This is a genomic window from Quatrionicoccus australiensis (genome assembly GCF_020510525.1).
Taxonomy (GTDB): domain Bacteria; phylum Pseudomonadota; class Gammaproteobacteria; order Burkholderiales; family Rhodocyclaceae; genus Azonexus; species Azonexus australiensis_B.
The window spans coordinates 3,074,962-3,092,791 of sequence record NZ_CP075188.1 but is presented as its reverse complement, the minus strand read 5'-3'; the positions used below and the strand labels follow the sequence as shown (position 1 = coordinate 3,092,791).

Here is a 17,830-nt window from a genome sequence, read left to right as displayed (position 1 = left end):
CGACCTGTAAGTGAACTGCAAACGAGGGATGAAGCGGTAGCTGCTCGGGGGCCCTGCGGGCAATGGATCAACGCATTGATATTATTAGTTTACTCTATTTTGGCTCGCTCGGAAATGGCTAGTTTCCACAGTCGACCGCTAATTGCCTATTTGAGCGCTTCGGCGCATCATTTCTGTCAGCATAAAATAACTTTCCAGCGATTTGGCAGCGGGAAGGAACCGAGGGAAGAGCACCATTTTTGCAATTGCAAGGAAGTTGACCGTAGCTGGACGCTTTCGGCCTGTGTCGCTGAGGTGGCGCTTGTGGGTGCTTGCCTTCTTGCCCCTGCTCGCGGCACCGGTGCTGGGGGGCATCCTGCTGGTGTTCGGCAATGCCTATTTCGATCGCTTTCTGACCCACAAGGTGGTTGGGGACCTGGCGATGGCGCACAGTCAGCTTGCGCACGTCGAGGTCGAAGCACTGACCATGACGCGCAGTCTGGCTGACTCGCGAAGGATGCGTCGTCTGGTGCGGGCCGAGGCGACCGATGTCGGGCTGGACGAGGTGCTGGCTTCTCGCCAGGAAAATGTCCGCTTCGACTTTCTCGCCATTCTCGATACCCAGGGCAAGGTGCTGGCAGCCGGCGACGGCTCCGCGGCCGGCACGCCCTACGCCAGTCTGAGTGTCTTGCGTCATGTCGAGCGGGAGGCCAGGGCCGACGTGGGGCTGGAAGTATTGCCGGCCGAGCAGCTGGCCATGCTTTCTGCCGATTTGCCGGGCCGTGCACATCTCGATTTGCTGGCGACGCCGATGGCGGCACCGAGCGAACGCAAGGATGAGGCGCGTGGTCTGGTGCTCGTTGCGGCAGCGCCGATGCGTGACGAGTCCGGGAAAGTGATCGCGACCGTGGTCGGTGGCCGGTTGTTGAACCGCGGCGAAACATTTGTCGATGAATTGACTGAAACCATCACGGCGGGTGGTTTGCGCCAACTCGGGGTGCGTGGCACGGTGACGCTGTTTCTCGGTGATGTGCGGATTGCGACCAGTGTGCGTCAGACGAATGGCGAACGCGCAGTCGGAACCCGCGTCTCGCAGCAGGTCAAGGAGGCCGTCTTTGATCGTGGCGAAACCTGGGTGCAGCGGGCTTTCGTGGTCGATCACTGGGCGCTTACCGCGTATGAGCCGCTACTCGATTTTTCCGGCCAGCGGGTCGGGATGCTCTATGTCGGCATTCCGGAGGCGCCTTTCGAGTCGTTTCGCTGGTGGGCCTTGGGCATATTGCTGACCTCGCTGATTGTTGTCTCGGCTTTGGCAACCTGGATTTCGTGGCGCCTGGCACGCAGTGTCCTGAATCCGCTCGGGCGTATCGAGCAGGCCATGCGTGCCGTCGGCGCAGGCAATGCCGATGCCCGCATTGGCGCTTTGCCGGGTGATGATGAATTGGTGCGCCTTGCCCAGCTTTTTGACAGCCTGCTCGACACGATAGGCGAGCAAACCTCGGCGCTGCGTCACTGGGCCGAAGAACTCGATCAGAAAGTCGGGCAGCGCACCCGTGACCTGGCAGATGCCAACGATGCGCTGGCTCTGGCGCGCGACATCGCCGAGCAGGCCAGTCGTTCGAAAAGCGCTTTTCTTGCCAACATGAGTCACGAGATCCGGACGCCGATGAATGCCATAGTCGGGCTGACGCATCTGTTGCAGAAGGAATTGAGTGATGCCACCCAGGTCGAGCGTTTGCGCAAGATCAGCGATGCCGCCCACCATCTGTTGTCGGTGATCAACGACATTCTCGATATTTCCAAGATCGAGGCCGGCCATCTGCATCTTGAATACAGCAGCTTCGAGATGCAAAAGGTGTTTGCGTCGGTTGCCGGCATGGTGGTCGAGCGCGCCAGCGCCAAGGGCCTGGAGCTGGTCTGTGATCTGGCGCCTGCGCTGGCGGGCGTATTTCAGGGCGACCAGTTGCGTCTGGGGCAGATCCTGATCAATTTTGCCGGCAATGCCGTGAAGTTCACCGAGCATGGCTCGGTTGTCGTGCGGGGCGATGTGGTCGAAGAGAATGGCGATTACGTCCTGGCGCGCTTCGAGGTGCGCGATACCGGTATCGGAATCGATCCGGCGGCGATTCCGCGCCTTTTTTCTGCCTTCGAGCAGGCCGACAGTTCGACGACGCGCAAATATGGCGGCACCGGTCTGGGGCTGGCGATCAGCCGGCGGCTGGTGGCGATGATGGGAGGCGAGATCGGTGTCGACAGCACGCCGGGCAAAGGCAGCGTGTTCTGGTTTACCGCCCGGCTCGGGCGTGCTGCCGACGGGTCGGTGGCGCAGTTGCCCCTGGCTTCCCTGGCCGGCAAGCGGGTGCTGGTGGTTGATGATCATGCCGAGGCGCGTCAGGTGTTGAGCGATCTCCTGCAACGGATGGCGCTGCGGGTTGCCCAGGCGGACGGCGGGGCGCAGGCCTTGCAGATGATCGAGGAAGCCGATTGCGCGGGTGATCCGTTTTTCACCGTGCTGTTTGACTGGCGCATGCCCGGCATGGATGGCATTGCCGCGGCGCAGGCGCTGGCCTGCATGCCGCTGCGCCATCGTCCGGCGCATCTGCTGGTGACCGCCTACGACAATCAGCTCGATGGCGAGTGCTGGAAGCAGGCCGGATTCCAGGCTGTGCTTGCCAAGCCGGTTTCAGCCAGCGTGCTTTACGAGAGTCTGCGTCATCTTGCCGGGACCGGCTCTTCGCCGTCTGCCACAGAGGAGGGTGAGGTCGAGCGACGCTTGATCGCCGGGTATGCCGGCCAGCGCGTACTGGTGGTCGAGGACAACGAGATCAATCGCGAGGTGGCGATCGAGTTGCTGGCAAGTGTCAATCTGGCCTTTGAAATTGCGGTCGATGGCGCCCAGGCGGTCGACATCGTCCAGAAGCAACATTTCGATCTGATTTTGATGGACATGCAGATGCCGGTGATGGACGGTCCGGAAGCGACCCGTCGCATTCGTCAGCTGCCCGGCTATGAAGCGGTACCGATCCTCGCGTTGACTGCCAATGCCTTTGGCGAGGATGTCGAACTCTGCTTCGCGGCGGGGATGAACGCGCACGTCGCCAAGCCGGTCAATCCGGATCTGCTGTTCGCGGCACTCCTGCAGTGGTTGCCGCCGCGTTAAGGGCGGGCGGCGAGTAGTGCGCTCAATTCTTCTGAACTGAAGCCGGCGGCGAGGCGTGCCGCTTCGTTGAGCGGTGCCTGTGGCCAGGGCGCTTCCAGATCGGTCAACAGCTGCCGATAAGTGATTTCCGGTTCGAGTCCGCGTTCCTTGCAAAGATGGCGGAACCACTGGTCGCCGAGGCCGACGTGGCCGATTTCGTCGCGCAGGATGGTATCGAGCAGGCGGGCCGATGTCTCGTCGCCGGCCGCTTCCAGCTTGCGCTGGATAGGCGGTGTCGCGTCCAGGCCGCGCGCTTCGAGCAGGCGCGGCACCAGCGCCATGCGGGCGAGCACGTCACCGGTGGTTTTTTCTGCCATGTGCCAGAGCCCGGCATGCGCCGGAAAGTCGCCGTAGTCGTGGCCGAGTTCGCGCAGGCGCTGGCGCAGCAGATTGAAGTGCCCGGCCTCTTCGGCGGCGACGCCGATCCAGTCGGCGTAATACTGCTGCGGCAGGCCGCGGAAGCGGGCAGCATGGTCGAGCGCCAGATTGATCGCCGTGAATTCGATATGCACGATGGCGTGCAGCAGGCGGGCGCGGCCTTCCGGGCTTTTCGTGTTGCGCTGCGGGGCGCGCAGCGGCGGTACCAGTTCCGGTTTGGCCGGTCGGCCGCAAACGAGTTCGACCGGGCCGGCATCCAGCCAGTCGAGGCGGCCGGCCTGCCAGTCGGCGGCGAGCTGTACGGTCAACGCGATTTTTTCGTCGATTTCCGTCGCGGCCAGCGCCGTGGCCAAGGCTGCATATAAGGAAGCGCTCATGGTGCCGGGTTGGTGTAGCGCAGGTGGATGGCGTCGATTTCGCCGAGCAGTTCGGCGGAAATCGGCGTCTGCGTCGCCGGCAGGGTTTCCTTGAGTTGCTCCAGCGACGAGGCGCCGATGATGGTGCTGGCGACGAACCAGCGCGAACGCACGAAGCCGAGCGCCAGCTGCGTCGGCGTCAGGCCGTGGCGGCGGGCCAGTTCGACGTAGGCGGTGACGGCCGGGATGACGTTCGGCTTGGTGTAGCGCTGGCCAAAAGCCGGCCATTGCGTGAGTCGACCGCTGGCCGCCGGGTTGTCGAGATATTTGCCGCTGAGGTGGCCGAAGGCGAGCGGCGAGTAGGCGAGCAGGCCGACCTGTTCGCGGTGGCAAACCTCGGTCAGGCCGGTTTCGAAGACACGGTTCATCAGGTGGTAGGCATTTTGCGTCGCGACGATGTGCGGCAGGCCGAGTTCGTCGGCGAGCCGGGTGAATTGCATGATGCCCCACGGGTGTTCGTTGGAAACGCCGATCTGGCGGATCTTGCCTTCGCGGACCAGCTCGGCAAGCGCTTCGAGCTGCTCGCGGATCGGCGTGGCGCCGCGTTCGCCGGCCGGGTCGAACTGCCACTGGCCGAACATCGGCTGGTTGCGCTCCGGCCAGTGCAGTTGGTAAAGGTCGATGTAATCGGTCTGCAGGCGGCGCAGCGAGCCTTCGATGGCGGCGCGGATATTGGCGCGGTCGAGGGCGAGCGGGCCGTTGCGGATCCAGCTCATGCTGCGCGCCGGGCCGGCCACCTTGGTAGCGACAATGACCTTGTCGCGCTGCTGCCGGGCCAGCCAGCGGCCGACGATTTTCTCCGAAGCGCCGCTGGTTTCCGGGCGGGCCGGCACGGCATACATTTCGGCGGTATCAATGAAATTGACGCCGGCGGCCAGCGCGTAGTCGAGCTGGGCGTGTGCGTCGGCTTCGCCGGTCTGCTCACCGAAGGTCATCGTGCCGAGGCAGACGTCGGGGACGAGCAGGTCGCTGCGGCCGAGGGGGCGGGTGGTAAACGGGGACATGGTCATTCTCCGGAAAATGGCACGAAAATCAGGGTTGACCGCAGAGCACGCCGTAGATCAGCACATGGCGCTGCAGAACGGGGTCGAAGCCGGCCGGTACGATGGCCAGCTGATGCTCGACAGGGTTCGCGCAGTTGGCGAGTACCCAGGCGGTAGCTGCGGCATGGGCAGCGGCGAAACTGGTGAACAGCGCCTGCAATTCGGGATTGCGTACGGGCAGGAAACGGCCGCTGGCGCGGTCGAGCAGGGTGTCGGTGTCGAGGCGCTGCACGGCGTAACCGTCGGCTGGTCGCGGCAGCGGTAGCGCCGAGAGTTCGAAGTGGTCGCCGAAGGCATCGGCAGGCAGTGTGTGGCAAATCATGCCGCATTTTAGCGGCAAGCCTCGTGCAAATGCGCTGTTGCCCTCGGGTTGGCAGGTGCCGCGTGCTAGAATGCCGGCCTGTAATAATTACTTAACAGGATTGTCATGTTCGGACGGCTGATGCCCAAAGAGGGCAAGTATTTCGATCTTTTCAATGCCCATGCGGAGCTGATCGTGCAAGGCGGCAAGGCACTTTCCGGCCTGATCGACGCTCTGGTTGAAGTCCCGGAGCAAGCTGGCAAGCACGCTGAAGACATCGACAACATCGAGCGCCAGGCCGATGAAATCACGCACAGCACGCTGGCCCAGCTGCATACTTCGTTCATCACCCCTTTCGATCGCGACGAGATCCATCAGCTGATCAATGGCATGGACGACATTCTCGACATCATCCAGGACGTCGCCGAGTCGGTTTCCCTGTATGACGTACATAGCGTTCCGCCCGAGGCGCGCCTGCTGGCCGGTGTGACCGAGCAGTGCTGCAGCCGTGTGCAGGCCGTCGTCAAACTGCTGCACAGCATGGACAATGCGCCGGAAATCCTGCGTATCTGTCACGAAATCGACCATCTTGAGTCGGACGCCGACCGCATGTTGCGCGAGGCCATGTCCAAGCTCTTCCGCGAGGAGCCGGATGTGCGCCAGGTCGTCAAGCTCAAGGAAATCTACGAAATCCTTGAATCGGTCAGTGATCGTTGCAAGGACGTTGCCGGCACGATTGAGGCCATCGTTCTCGAAAACTCCTGAGCGGGCAGCTCGGTATGGATACCGTACAAATCAGTTTCGGGGTCGTCGTCACCCTGGTGGTCGTGGCCCTGCTGTTCGATTTCATGAACGGCTTTCACGATGCGGCAAATTCGATTGCCACCATTGTTTCGACGCGCGTCCTCAAGCCGCATCAGGCGGTGATCTGGGCCGCAGCCTTCAATTTTCTCGCTTATTTCCTGTTCGAACTGAAGGTGGCCGGCACGATAGGCAAAGGCACCATCGATCCGAGCATCGTCGACCACTACATCATTTTCGGAGCGCTGGTCGGCGCCATCATCTGGAACATCATCACCTGGTATTACGGCATTCCCTCGTCTTCCTCGCATGCCCTGGTCGGCGGCCTGGTCGGTGCGGCGATCGCCAAGGCCGGGATCGGCGGCCTGATCTCTTCCGGCGTGCTCAAAATCATTGCCTTCATCTTCATCGCGCCACTCCTTGGCTTCCTGATTGGCGGCGCCTTGATGGTGATCGTTTCGTGGATTTGCCGCGATATGGCACCACGCAAGGTGGACAAGTATTTTCGCCGCTTCCAGCTGCTTTCCGCGGCAGCCTACAGCCTGGGGCATGGCGGTAACGACGCCCAGAAGACGATAGGCATCATCTGGATGCTGCTGATCGCCGCCGGCATGTCGACTTCGCATGACCACATTCCGAGCTGGGTCGTCTTCTCGTGCTATTCGGCCATGGGGTTGGGGACAATGTTCGGTGGCTGGCGCATCGTCAAGACCATGGGCAACCGCATCACCAAGCTCAACCAGCCGCGCGGCTTCTGTGCCAACAGCGGTGGCGCCATTACCCTGTTCATGGCGACGGCGCTGGGTGTGCCGGTGTCCACGACGCACACGATTACCGGCGCGATTGCCGGCGTCGGCTCGACGCGTGGTGCCCGTCGGGTGCGCTGGGGTGTGGCCGGCGGCATCGTCTGGGCGTGGATCCTGACCATCCCGTGCAGCGCCCTGATGGCCGCCATCGCCTGGTACGTCGGCCGCCTGATCCTCTGAACTTGAAAGTTCTCGCTTACCTGCTGTTGCTGGTAGTCCTGGCTGGCCTGGTCTGGCAATTTCCCTTCCTGTGGGAAATTGCCGTTGCCGGGGCCATAGGCGGGGTTTACTGGATCTTCTTCCGCATTTCGCCGGAAAAGGACAGCGCCGGTAATTAAGCCGGAATATCCGGTACCAGCATTCCCTCGAGCAGTATGATGCGGTCCTTCAACGCCAGTTTGCGTTTTTTCAGGCGACGGATCAGCAGGTCGTCAGGTGGCGGATTTTCGATCAGATGAACGATCACCAGATCGAGGTCGCGATGTTCCACCTGCAGTTCATGCAACTGGGTGCGAATGCTGCAAAACTCTTCGTCACTCAGCGGTTGATTCGACATGCGGATGTCTCCTGACGGCATACTATGTTTTGCTAGAATAACCTGAAGAACACACAAGAGGAGAGAGGAATGCAACAACTGGTCATCGTTTCGTTCGGCAAGGACAATCAGTACGATTTCAAGGTCAATGGTGTGGCAGCGGCGGATGACGCGCGCAAATGGTTCGATCACGAGTTCACGGTGCTCGAATGTGACGTGGCAACGCCGACCGGCAAGATCCTCGCTGTGGACCGCATTCTCAGCGTCGCCAAGTATGCCGGCGAAGGACGTTTCCGCGATCGTGGCACCTGGGCCGAGCAGTTTGTCCGCTACACCGCCGCCATCCTCGGGCGCGACCTGATCCGCGTCGACGTCGAGCATTACAGCATCGGTTATTGATGAACAAGGCGTTTGTCCGGGAAAGCGATGGCGATGATGACGAGGAAGGGCTTTCCCCTTCGCTGAAACTGCCGGCCGGGACGCGCAACTACATTTCGCCGGCCGGGCATCAGCGCCAGAAGGATGAGCTGGAACACCTGGTCAAGCGCGAGCGGCCGCATGTCGTCGAAGTTGTCGCCTGGGCAGCATCGAACGGTGATCGTTCGGAAAATGGCGACTATATCTACGGCAAGCGGCGCCTGCGCGAGATCGACCGGCGCATCCGCTTCCTGACCAAGCGCCTGGAAAATGCGGAAGTTGTCGATCCCTTGCGCCAGGGCGACAACGACCAGATTTTCTTCGGGGCGCGGGTTACCGTGGCCGATGCTGACGGTGTCGAGAATACCTACACCATTGTCGGTGTGGACGAGATGGATGTTGCCAAGGGGCGCATCAGCTGGATTTCGCCGCTGGCGCGGGCGCTGATCAAGGCGCGTGAGGGCGACAGCGTGCGTTTCCAGAGTCCGCTCGGGGTGCGGGAACTCGATATCATCGAAGTGGTTTATGAAACCATCACCTGATTGCCTGGTCGTACAGGCTACATTCCTTCACAGGACTTTACGTCGATCTGACGCAGCACCGCCGGCAGCAGGTTTACAATCGGCGGCAGTGAAGATTTTTCCAGTACAGGGCATTTGATGAGCGGGCAACTTACACTGATTGCGGCAATTCGTACCGGCCGGCTGAGCAAGGTCAAGGCCGCGCTTGATGCCGGGGCCGGCGTCGAACTGCATGACGGCCAGGGCGATCCCGGCTTGCCGATGGGGATTGCCTGTTTCATGGGCTTGCCCGAGATCGTGCGCGAGCTCGTCGCGCGTGGCGCCAAGGTCAATCTGGACGACAACGCCCTGCCGACTTCGCCGCTCAACATGGCGATCCGCGGCAAGCGCACGGAAGTCGTGCGCACCCTGCTCGAACTCGGCGCCGAATTGCCGGCCGGCATGGAATGCGGTCTGAGCGAGCAGGAAATCATCCTGGCGCAATGGGTGGCGCAGCGCGCCGGTCTGCGTGCCGCACCGGCCGGCCACAGTGCCGAGCATCCGGTGGTCGAGGAAATCGAAATGCTGCGCTGTGTCGGCACCGATACCATGGTGCTCGAAGCCGATGCCCTGCGCGCCGCGCAAGACATGCGCTGAGCGGTCGACGCCCGTTTTCGGCGTTTTTTCGCCGGCCTCTTGAATTCCCTCTAGCAGCCCCCATCTCCCGCTGACCTATTTGGTTTGATTGGGAGTTCAAGCATGTCCGAGTCCGCAACTGCAAATCGCGAAACCCTGGGATTCCAGGCTGAAGTAAAACAACTGCTGCAACTGATGATCCACTCCTTGTACAGCAACAAGGAGATTTTCCTGCGCGAGCTGGTGTCCAACGCCTCCGACGCCTGCGACAAGCTGCGCTTCGAAGCGCTCAACAACAGCGCCCTGTACGGTGACGACAGCGATCTGAAGATCCGCGTCTCCTTCGACAAGGCCGCACGCACCATCACCATTTCCGACAACGGCATCGGCCTGTCGCGCGATGAGGCGGTCGCCCACCTCGGCACCATCGCCAAGTCCGGCACCAAGGAATTCTTCACCGCGCTGACCGGCGACCAGGCCAAGGATGCGCACCTGATCGGCCAGTTCGGTGTCGGTTTCTATTCTTCCTTCATCATCGCCGACAAGGTCACCGTGGTTTCGCGCCGCGCCGGCCTCGAAGCCAACCAGGCCGTGTGCTGGGAATCGGGCGGCGAGGGCGATTACACCGTCGAGATGGTCGAAAAGGCGACGCGCGGTACCGACGTCACGCTGCACCTGCGCGAAGGCGAGGACGAATTCCTCGGCGGCTGGAAGCTCAAATCCATCATCCGCAAGTATTCCGACCACATCACCCTGCCCATCGTCATGGAAAAGGAAGAGTGGAACCAGGAAAAGGGCGAGCAGGTCGCGACTGGCGAAGACGAAACCGTCAACCAGGCGAATGCGCTGTGGGTGCGCGGCAAGTCCGACATCACCGACGAGCAGTACAAGGAGTTCTACAAGCACGTCGCGCATGACTTCGAAGATCCGCTGGCCTGGACCCACGCCCGCGTCGAAGGCAAGCAGGAATACACGCAGCTGCTCTACATCCCGGCGCGCGCCCCGTTCGACCTGTGGGATCGCAACGCCCGCCACGGCATCAAGCTCTACGTGCGCCGCGTCTTCATCATGGACGATGCCGAACAGCTGATGCCGCTCTACATGCGCTTCGTGCGCGGTATCGTCGACTCGGCCGACCTGCCGCTCAACGTCTCGCGTGAAATCCTGCAGCAGAGCAAGGACATCGACGGCATCCGCAGCGGCTGCACGCGCAAGGTGCTCGGTATGCTCGAGGATCTCGCCGAGAACGACAAGGAAAAATACGCCACCTTCTGGGGCGCCTTCGGCAACGTGCTCAAGGAAGGCGTCGGCGAAGACCACGCCAACAAGGAAAAGATCGCCGGCCTGCTGCGCTTCGCCTCGACGCATGCCGACACCGCCGAGCAGACCGTGTCGCTTGCCGACTACATCGGCCGCATGAAGGAAGGTCAGGAAAAGATCTACTACGTCACGGCCGACACCTTCAACGCCGCCAAGAACAGCCCGCATCTCGAAATCTTCCGCAAGAAGGGCATCGAAGTGCTGCTGCTGTCGGATCGTGTCGATGAGTGGGTGGTCGGTCACCTCACCGAGTTCGACGGCAAGGCTTTGCAGTCGGTCGCCAAGGGCGGCCTCGATCTCGGCAAGCTGGACGACGAGGAAGAGAAGAAGGAAGCCGAAAAGGCCGCCGACGAGTACAAGGAGCTGATCGAGAAGGTCAAGGCTTCGCTCGGCGACAAGGTCAAGGACGTGCGCGTCACGCACCGCCTGACCGATTCGCCGTCCTGCCTGGTCGCCGACGAGCACGATCCGTCCGGCAACCTGGCCCGCCTGATGAAGGCGGCCGGGCAGCAGATGCCGAATGCCAAGCCGATTCTCGAAATCAATCCGCAGCACGTCGTCGTGCAGCGCCTGAAATACGAAGAAGCCCGTTTCGACGACTGGGCGGCCCTGCTGTTCGAACAGGCCGCGCTCGCCGAAGGCGGTCAACTCGACGATCCGGCCGGTTTCGTCAAGCGCATCAATGACCTGATGATGGCTCTCTCGGGCAAGTAAGGGGCGCGCGGCGACGGTCCGCCAGGGCCGCGCTGTACGGTCAACGCCCGTTCAGGGCAGAAAAGGCCGCCGGATATTCCGGCGGCCTTTTCTATTGCAAAGAAGGCAACATGGGAAGCCCTGGTTATGACCTTTTTCATATTTTTACTTGCGCAATTGCATTGCCCGTCGCAATATCGGCAGTACATAAAAAGCGGTATTTCTCGGAGTTGGTCTTCGCTCCGCATGGAACAGCGATGAACAAAATATTCAAGCATGCCGCGCTGCTGGTGGCATTCCAGATCGGGGGCGCGACACAGGGGTGGTGCGCTGATGTGGTCGAGGAACTCAGTCTCGAAGACCTGACCAAAACCGAGATCACCTCGGTTGCGCGCAAGACGCAGAACCTGGCCAGTGTGCCGGCTGCCGCTTTTGTCATCTCGTCGGATGATGTTGCCCGTTCCGGTGCGCTCGCATTGCCCGACGTCTTGCGCATGGTGCCCGGTATCGAGGTGGCGCAGATCGACAATGGCCGCTATGCGGTGACGGCGCGCGGCTTCAACGGCCGTTTTGCCAACAAGCTGCAGGTGTTGGTCGATGGCCGCAGCATCTATCACCAGACCTTTTCCGGGGTGATGTGGGAGCACGATGTCATCGCGCTCAACGATATCGAGCGTATCGAAGTCATTCGCGGTCCCGGCGCAGCGATCTGGGGCGTCAACGCGGTCAATGGCGTGATCAACATCATCAGCAAGCACTCGGCACAGCAGTCCGGTGGCTTTGTCGAAACGACCATAGGAACCCAGGGCAAGCTCGGTCTGTATGGTCGCTATGGCGGCGTGCTTGATGAAAACACGACCTGGCGGGCTTCCGTTCAGGGGCGTCATGCCGAGCCTTCGAAGCAGTTTGCGACGGGGGCTGACAGTGAGGATCACCAGGAGAGCAGTCTCCTCGACATGCGTCTCGACCACCGGCTGGGTGGTGGCAGCGATCTGGCAGTGTGGTTCAATGCGACGCGTTCCGTGCTGGGCGATCTGATCCGGGTGCCGGCTCTGCCGGGCGGCGTGCTTGCCGAAAACAGTCGGCAATCCGATGCCAGTCAGGTTCTGGCCGGTCGCTACCGCTGGCTGACCGCGGCAGGTATCGAGTCGTCGCTGCAGCTTTCGCTGAACTCGTCGTCAATCGAGCTCGAAAAGTATTTCCGCGAAGAGCGCAAAACCTATGATCTCGATTATCAGGGGCGTTATACCTTTGCTGCCCATGACCTGCTCTGGGGCATTAGTCACCGCACGTCGTCGAGCAGCGCACAGACGCCAGGCAGCCTGATTTCCCTGCGCAATTACGATGTCGCGCAGCGTACCAGCGGGATCTTCGTTCAGGATGACTGGACGCTGATTCCCGAAAAACTCCAGCTGGGGCTTGGCGTGCGCTGGGACAATACCAACATCGGGGGCAGTACTTTCGCGCCCAGTGCGACGCTGATCTGGACGCCGTCACGGGTTGATACACTGTGGGCCAAATATGCGCGGGCGCCGCGCATGCCGTCGCAGGGTGAAAACAATGTCACGATGCTGACCAATTTCCAGCCCGGGATGCCCTCTGTGTTTACCCGCGTCATTCCCGATACACGGACGCTCCGGGCGGAAAAGATGGAAGGTCTTGAACTGGGCTATCGCACCCAGTTGTCGTCCGGTTTCAATGTCGATGCCTCGGTTTACCGCTACCGTTACAGTGACCGTATTTCGTCTACGCTGGGGGCGGTTGATGCCAGCGGCTTTCCGACCGTCATTCAGAACGTCAATATCTGCAACTGCTCGGCCGGCTGGGTTAGTGGCGCCGAACTGAGTGCCGACTGGCAGGTATTGCCGGTCTGGCGTCTGCAGTTGTCCTATGCATGGACGCGGATCCAGATGGATGAAGCCGCCGATGCAGCCGTTCAGGCCGATAGCAAGCATACCGAACAGAGCACGCCGCATCATCATGGCTCGCTTCGCTCGCAGTGGAATATTGCGCCGGACCGGCAATTTGATGCCTGGTTGCGTGCCTCCGGTGGTTACCAGCGGATCAATGCGCCCTATACCGACCTGACTAAGGTTTCGGGCTATTTGACGCTCGATTTGCGTTATGCCCAGAAAATTGGCAAGGATCTTGAGCTGGTGCTGAGCGGCCGCAATCTGATCGGCCCCAGTCGCATTGAATATGTCTCCGACTATGTCGCTTCGGTGCCGGTCAAGGTCGGTCCCTCGGTATTTCTTTCCACTCGCTGGAAGTTCTGACCGGACATATGGCAGCCCGTTGGCATTCTCTTTCCTGGCGTCTGTTGCTACCGCTTCTCCTGGCCTTGCAGCCGTGGAGCCATGCTTGCGCCCAGGCCAACAACGAGAGCCAGCTAAAGGCGGCCTATCTGGTCAATTTCCTGAAGTATGTCGATTGGCCGGAAGCGACTCCGACGGCAACGATCTGCCTGTTCGGCCGTGATACCCTCGGTGGCTATCTGGCGCCTTACGAGGCGCGCAGCATTGCCGGACGCGAGTTGCGCATACGGCGGGTTACCGGGCCGGACCAGATGGGCGATTGTCAGCTGTTGTTCATTCCCGATAGCGAAGAGGCGCGCTACGGTGCCGTCCTGCGCTGGGTTGAGCGCTTGCCGGTACTGACAGTCAGCGATGCCGAGATATTTACACGTCATGGTGGCGCCATCGCCCTGGTCAGGGCCGAGGGACGCTTGCAGTTCGATATCAATGTGGTGGCCGTCGGTGCAGCCGGCCTGAAGCCCAGTTCGCAATTGATGCGCTTGGCCCGGGTAGTGGTCGGAGCGACGAAATGATGCAGATCAAGACCATCCGCCATCGTCTGGCACTGATTATCGCGACTTCGGTCGGGGTGGGGCTGCTGTTGACCTTCCTGATGTCGATCGGGCTGGAGGTCGAGCAGCGGCGGGAAAGCAAGCAGGACGAGCTGTTTTCGATGGCAGAAGTGATTGCCTTCAACGCATCGGCAGTTGTCGAGTTTCAGGACATGCGTGGTGCCGAGCGCCTGTTCAGCTCGCTGCAGCAGCACCCGGATATCCAGGCGGCCCGCCTGCTGGGATTGCGTGACACGTTCAGCTATTCCTTCGATCGCAATGGTGGTCAGGCAATCGAGCAGGTCAGGCTGGGCGAACGGATTCATGAGGAGCCGACGGCATACCGCGATTTTTCGTCAATCACCGTGGTCGTGCCGATCCGTACGCGCGACGGCATCATCGGTTCGGTCGCGTTGACCGCTAGTCTGGGCAGGGTCTGGCAGGAAATCGGCTGGAGTGCATTGCTCTTCCTGGTCGGCTTGTTCGCCGCCTTTGCCGTCGCCTTCCTGATTGCCAAACGCATGCAGGTTTCCTTGCTGGCGGCGCTCGGTTCGTTGACCGAAACGGCGCGACGGGTTGCCGAATCCAAGGATTACTCGAAGCGGGCAGACAAGTACTCGGATGACGAAATCGGTCAGCTGGCCGATGCCTTCAACACCATGCTGGGCGAAATTGCCGATCGGCATGAGGAGTTGGCCAAGTACCGCGAACATCTCGAGGAGACTGTCCAGCAACGCACCCTGGCCCTATCCGTGGCCAAGGAGGGGGCCGAAGCGGCCAATCGTGCCAAGAGCACCTTCCTCGCCAACATGAGTCACGAATTGCGTACGCCGATGAATGCGATCATCGGCCTGTCCTACATGCTCGGTCGCAGTAATCAGGATGCCGGACAACTCGACAAGCTGGGCAAGATTTCCAATGCGGCCAATCATTTGCTGAGTCTGCTCAACGACATTCTCGACTTGTCGAAAATCGATGCCGAACGGATGGTCATTGAGCGGACACCATTCTCGATCGAAGCGTTGCTGTCCAATCTCGACAGTCTTATCGTTTCGAAGGCGGAAGCTGCGGCGCTACAACTCACCCACGATGTCGATCCGCGTCTGGCGAGGCGCCAGTTGCTGGGCGACCCCCTGCGTCTGCAGCAGATATTGCTCAATTTGGTCAGCAATGCGATCAAGTTTACCGAGCGTGGCAGTATCGTGCTCTCGATCCGCCTTCAGGAAGAGTTTGCCGGCGAGGTTCTGGTCGGTTTTTCCGTGCGCGATACCGGGATAGGCATACAACCGGAGGCGCTGCAGAAGATTTTCAATCCCTTCGAGCAAGCCGATGGCTCGATGACGCGAAAGTTTGGTGGCACCGGCCTCGGTTTGCCAATTTGTCAGCGTCTGGTGCAATTGATGGGCGGGACGGTGCTGGTGACGAGTACGCCGGGGGTCGGCAGCGTCTTCTCGTTTGCGATTCGCCTGCCGGTGCTGCCCGATCTGCCGCGCGAGACGAGCTTGCCGCCTGTGGCTGGCGCGGATGCCGAGCAACTGCTGCGCAGCGAGTTTGCCGATGCCCGCATCTTGCTGGCCGAAGATGACTGGGTGAATCAGGAAGTGGCGCTTGAGTTGCTGCAGCAGCCAATCGGCTTTGCTGTCGACGTGGCCGAAGACGGTGTGCAGGCGGTCGAAATGGTCAAGGCCGGTACCTACGATCTGATCCTGATGGACATGATGATGCCGGAAATGGATGGCGTTGCCGCAACCCGCCGGATTCGCGGCCTGCCAGGTTGCGCCACGCTGCCGATCATCGCGATGACCGCCAACGCCTTCCTTGAGGATCAGGCGGTGTGCATGGATGCCGGCATGAATGACTTCGTTGCCAAGCCGGTTGATCCTGCGGTGCTTTATGCCACGCTGCTCAAATGGTTGCGTGTCGGGCGGCAGGAAAAGGCCGGGATGGAAGGAACGGCCGTTTGCAGCTGAAACATCGTCGCTTGCTGCCTTCGGCCTGCATCCTTGCATTACTGGGCGGGGGCGGGCCGGCCTGGGCGCAGTCTGAGGATCTGGTCGACTTGCCGTTCGAGGAACTGCTGCAGATGCCAGTCATCCAGACTCCGAAATTTGCCGTTAGCGCCGAATTCACGCCTTCTGCGGTTTCCACGCTGACGCGTGCCGATATTCGTGCCTTTGGCTGGCGCACCCTGGCCGATGCCTTGCGCAGCCTGAACGGCTACACCGTGAGCAATGATCACACCTATGCCTACGTTGGCGTGCGTGGCATTGCGGCACCTGGTGATTACCGTAACCGGATGCAGTTGCTGGTCGATGGCATTGCCGTCAATGAAAATATCTACGGCAGTGCCAGTGTGGATAGTGCCTTTCCGGTCGACATCGATTTGATCGAACAAATCGATGTCATCCGCGGGCCGAGTGCCTCGGTTTATGGTGGCGACTCGGCGCTGGGCGTGATCAATGTCGTCACCCGGGCCGGCAGCAGCCTGCAGGGAATGGAAGTGTCAGCCAGTGCCGGCAGCGGCCGGGCTGGCGAAGGACGGATCAGCTGGGGAAAACGCAGCGAATCGGGCGGTGATTTCCTGCTCTCCTATACCGGGAGCAGTGTCAGCGGTCGACCTCTGGATTTGCCCGAAAATGCCGCGGCGGGCTATGACGCGACGCTGCGCGGGGTGGGCGGTGAAAATTCCGGCAAGTTTTTCTTGCGCTACCGCAGCGAGGACTGGCGGGCAACGCTGATTCACTCGGTACGTGACCGCTCGGTACCGACCGGCTCCTTCGAAACCCTGTTCAATGATGGCGCTCACCGGGAAGCCGACAACTACACGCTGGCCGAAGTCGGCAAGGACTGGCAGATCAGCCGCGCGACCTCCCTGCATGCGCGTCTCTACGCCGGGCAGTACGAATACAAGGGCGATTTCCCTTACGACTATCCGCCGCGGGTGCTCAACCGCGATCGTGCTACCGGCCAGTGGTGGGGCTGGGAAAGCCGCTTGCTGAGTACCGCCTGGCAAGGGCATCGCTGGATTGCCGGGATCGAGTACAAGGCGAACGTGCGGCAGGATCAGATCAACGACGATCAGGGCTACGGCTGTTTTGGCGTCGGTACGCAAGCCTGCCTGAATGATCGCCGCCAGAGCGAGCAGGGCAGCCTTTATCTGCAGGACGAAATACTCGTCGGTGCGGCGACCTATCTGACCCTCGGCACGCGCCTCGACAAGTCCTCGACGACCGCCGCGCACTGGAGTCCGCGCCTCGGGCTGGTACATCAGAACGAACGCGGCGGCATTTTCAAGATGCTTTACGCCACGGCTTTCAGCGACCCGACCGTGTACCAGAAGTATTACCGGCCGGCGACCTTTGCCGTTGGCAATCCCGAATTGCAACCGGAACGCATGCGTTCCCTGGAGTTCTCGTGGGATCAGCGGCTGGGCCCGCACAGCCGGTTCAGCAGTTCGCTGTATTTTTTCCGCGTCCAGGATCTGGTCGGTATTGCCGCGAGCAGCGGGCAGTATGTCAATTACCCCGCGATCGACGGGCGCGGCCTGGAACTGGAGTTCCAGCAGCGCTGGCCGGGCAATGCCCAGTTGCGGGCCGGCTACACCTTGCAGCAGATGCGCTTGAGCGACGGCGCCCTGGAAAATGTGCCGCGCCATGTCCTGCATGCCAATCTGGCGCTGCCTCTGGGTGCGAGCGGCTGGCTGGCCGGTCTGGAAGGGCAGATGCTCAGTCGCCGGCGAACCGGCAAGGACGATAGCTGGGTGCCTGCGTACGGCATCGCCAATCTCAACCTGAGTTATCGCCCGCTCGGCCAGGCCTGGGATGCCTCGCTCGGCATCTACAACCTGTTCGATCACCGCTACGCCGATCCGGTGGCGCTGGAAACGACGCTGGCCGGCGAGCGCGACCGCATGCCGCAACTGGGACGCAGTTTCCGGCTGAAATTGACTGTCCGCTTTTAA

The 17,830-nt window shown here is 61.2% G+C and carries 16 protein-coding genes; 12 read left to right on the top strand and 4 right to left on the bottom strand.

The window, feature by feature from the left end:
* Positions 1-307: 307 nt before the first annotated feature.
* Positions 308-3,139, top strand: coding sequence for a response regulator (locus KI612_RS14755; RefSeq protein ID WP_226440828.1), 2,832 nt, complete (start codon positions 308-310; stop codon positions 3,137-3,139).
* Here KI612_RS14755 and KI612_RS14750 read toward each other — a convergent pair.
* The 3 genes from KI612_RS14750 to KI612_RS14740 are packed head-to-tail and all read right to left on the bottom strand — an operon-like array spanning position 3,136 to position 5,337.
* Complete coding sequence (locus tag KI612_RS14750) at positions 3,136-3,933, bottom strand: ferritin-like domain-containing protein (protein ID WP_226440827.1); 798 nt, start codon at positions 3,931-3,933, stop codon at positions 3,136-3,138. The genes KI612_RS14755 and KI612_RS14750 overlap by 4 nt on opposite strands.
* A complete protein-coding gene (locus KI612_RS14745) occupies positions 3,930-4,976 on the bottom strand; it encodes an aldo/keto reductase (RefSeq protein ID WP_226440826.1) in 1,047 nt (348 codons plus the stop codon). The genes KI612_RS14750 and KI612_RS14745 overlap by 4 nt, the downstream gene beginning before the upstream one ends.
* A 28-nt stretch (positions 4,977-5,004) precedes the next feature.
* Positions 5,005-5,337 carry a hypothetical protein gene (locus KI612_RS14740; RefSeq protein WP_226440825.1) on the bottom strand — a complete coding sequence of 111 codons (333 nt, stop codon included), beginning with the start codon at positions 5,335-5,337 and terminating at the stop codon, positions 5,005-5,007.
* 105 nt (positions 5,338-5,442) lie between these two features.
* Between KI612_RS14740 and KI612_RS14735 the strand changes: the two genes are divergently transcribed.
* Genes KI612_RS14735 through KI612_RS14725 form a run of 3 tightly spaced genes read left to right on the top strand, consistent with a single transcriptional unit; the run spans position 5,443 to position 7,261 of the window.
* A complete protein-coding gene (locus KI612_RS14735) occupies positions 5,443-6,081 on the top strand; it encodes a DUF47 domain-containing protein (RefSeq protein ID WP_226440824.1) in 639 nt (212 codons plus the stop codon).
* Positions 6,082-6,095: 14 nt separating this feature from the next.
* Positions 6,096-7,103: an inorganic phosphate transporter gene (locus KI612_RS14730; RefSeq protein ID WP_226440823.1), complete on the top strand. Its 1,008-nt coding sequence runs from the start codon at positions 6,096-6,098 to the stop codon at positions 7,101-7,103.
* A gap of 2 nt (positions 7,104-7,105) precedes the next feature.
* Positions 7,106-7,261 (top strand): hypothetical protein, encoded by a 156-nt coding sequence (locus tag KI612_RS14725; RefSeq protein ID WP_226440822.1) that lies wholly within the window; start codon positions 7,106-7,108, stop codon positions 7,259-7,261.
* Here KI612_RS14725 and KI612_RS14720 read toward each other — a convergent pair.
* Entirely contained in the window at positions 7,258-7,479 is a 222-nt protein-coding gene (locus tag KI612_RS14720; protein WP_226440821.1) for a YdcH family protein, read from the bottom strand. The genes KI612_RS14725 and KI612_RS14720 overlap by 4 nt on opposite strands.
* A 69-nt stretch (positions 7,480-7,548) precedes the next feature.
* On the opposite strand from KI612_RS14720, the gene KI612_RS14715 reads away from it, so the two are divergent.
* The 8 genes from KI612_RS14715 (at position 7,549) to KI612_RS14680 (ending at position 17,830) form a co-directional block, all read left to right on the top strand.
* A complete protein-coding gene (locus KI612_RS14715; RefSeq protein WP_226440820.1) occupies positions 7,549-7,857 on the top strand; it encodes a hypothetical protein in 309 nt (102 codons plus the stop codon).
* Positions 7,857-8,417, top strand: coding sequence for a transcription elongation factor GreB (gene greB / locus KI612_RS14710; protein ID WP_226440819.1), 561 nt, complete (start codon positions 7,857-7,859; stop codon positions 8,415-8,417). Before KI612_RS14715 ends, greB begins: the two co-directional genes overlap by 1 nt.
* A 117-nt stretch (positions 8,418-8,534) precedes the next feature.
* Positions 8,535-9,032, top strand: a complete 498-nt coding sequence (locus KI612_RS14705) for an ankyrin repeat domain-containing protein (RefSeq protein WP_226440818.1) — start codon at positions 8,535-8,537, stop codon at positions 9,030-9,032.
* Positions 9,033-9,134: 102 nt separating this feature from the next.
* A complete protein-coding gene (htpG, locus tag KI612_RS14700) occupies positions 9,135-11,045 on the top strand; it encodes a molecular chaperone HtpG (RefSeq protein ID WP_226440817.1) in 1,911 nt (636 codons plus the stop codon).
* Positions 11,046-11,281: 236 nt separating this feature from the next.
* Positions 11,282-13,300: a TonB-dependent receptor plug domain-containing protein gene (locus tag KI612_RS14695; RefSeq protein ID WP_226440816.1), complete on the top strand. Its 2,019-nt coding sequence runs from the start codon at positions 11,282-11,284 to the stop codon at positions 13,298-13,300.
* A gap of 44 nt (positions 13,301-13,344) precedes the next feature.
* Complete coding sequence (locus tag KI612_RS14690; RefSeq protein ID WP_226440815.1) at positions 13,345-13,851, top strand: YfiR family protein; 507 nt, start codon at positions 13,345-13,347, stop codon at positions 13,849-13,851.
* On the top strand, positions 13,848-15,839 hold the full coding sequence (locus KI612_RS14685; RefSeq protein WP_226440814.1) for an ATP-binding protein: 1,992 nt from the start codon (positions 13,848-13,850) through the stop codon (positions 15,837-15,839). Before KI612_RS14690 ends, KI612_RS14685 begins: the two co-directional genes overlap by 4 nt.
* Positions 15,830-17,830 (top strand): TonB-dependent receptor plug domain-containing protein, encoded by a 2,001-nt coding sequence (locus KI612_RS14680; RefSeq protein ID WP_226440813.1) that lies wholly within the window; start codon positions 15,830-15,832, stop codon positions 17,828-17,830. Before KI612_RS14685 ends, KI612_RS14680 begins: the two co-directional genes overlap by 10 nt.

What these genes read in the sequence shown, in the direction of transcription:
- KI612_RS14750 (WP_226440827.1), bottom strand. Translation starts at nt 3,933, where the DNA reads ATGAGCGCTTCCTTATATGCAGCCTTGGCCACGGCGCTGGCCGCGACG.
- KI612_RS14745 (WP_226440826.1), bottom strand. Translation starts at nt 4,976, where the DNA reads ATGTCCCCGTTTACCACCCGCCCCCTCGGCCGCAGCGACCTGCTCGTC.
- KI612_RS14740 (WP_226440825.1), bottom strand. Translation starts at nt 5,337, where the DNA reads ATGATTTGCCACACACTGCCTGCCGATGCCTTCGGCGACCACTTCGAA.
- KI612_RS14735 (WP_226440824.1), top strand. Translation starts at nt 5,443, where the DNA reads ATGTTCGGACGGCTGATGCCCAAAGAGGGCAAGTATTTCGATCTTTTC.
- KI612_RS14730 (WP_226440823.1), top strand. Translation starts at nt 6,096, where the DNA reads ATGGATACCGTACAAATCAGTTTCGGGGTCGTCGTCACCCTGGTGGTC.
- KI612_RS14720 (WP_226440821.1), bottom strand. Translation starts at nt 7,479, where the DNA reads ATGTCGAATCAACCGCTGAGTGACGAAGAGTTTTGCAGCATTCGCACC.
- KI612_RS14715 (WP_226440820.1), top strand. Translation starts at nt 7,549, where the DNA reads ATGCAACAACTGGTCATCGTTTCGTTCGGCAAGGACAATCAGTACGAT.
- greB (WP_226440819.1), top strand. Translation starts at nt 7,857, where the DNA reads ATGAACAAGGCGTTTGTCCGGGAAAGCGATGGCGATGATGACGAGGAA.
- KI612_RS14705 (WP_226440818.1), top strand. Translation starts at nt 8,535, where the DNA reads ATGAGCGGGCAACTTACACTGATTGCGGCAATTCGTACCGGCCGGCTG.
- htpG (WP_226440817.1), top strand. Translation starts at nt 9,135, where the DNA reads ATGTCCGAGTCCGCAACTGCAAATCGCGAAACCCTGGGATTCCAGGCT.
- KI612_RS14695 (WP_226440816.1), top strand. Translation starts at nt 11,282, where the DNA reads ATGAACAAAATATTCAAGCATGCCGCGCTGCTGGTGGCATTCCAGATC.
- KI612_RS14685 (WP_226440814.1), top strand. Translation starts at nt 13,848, where the DNA reads ATGATGCAGATCAAGACCATCCGCCATCGTCTGGCACTGATTATCGCG.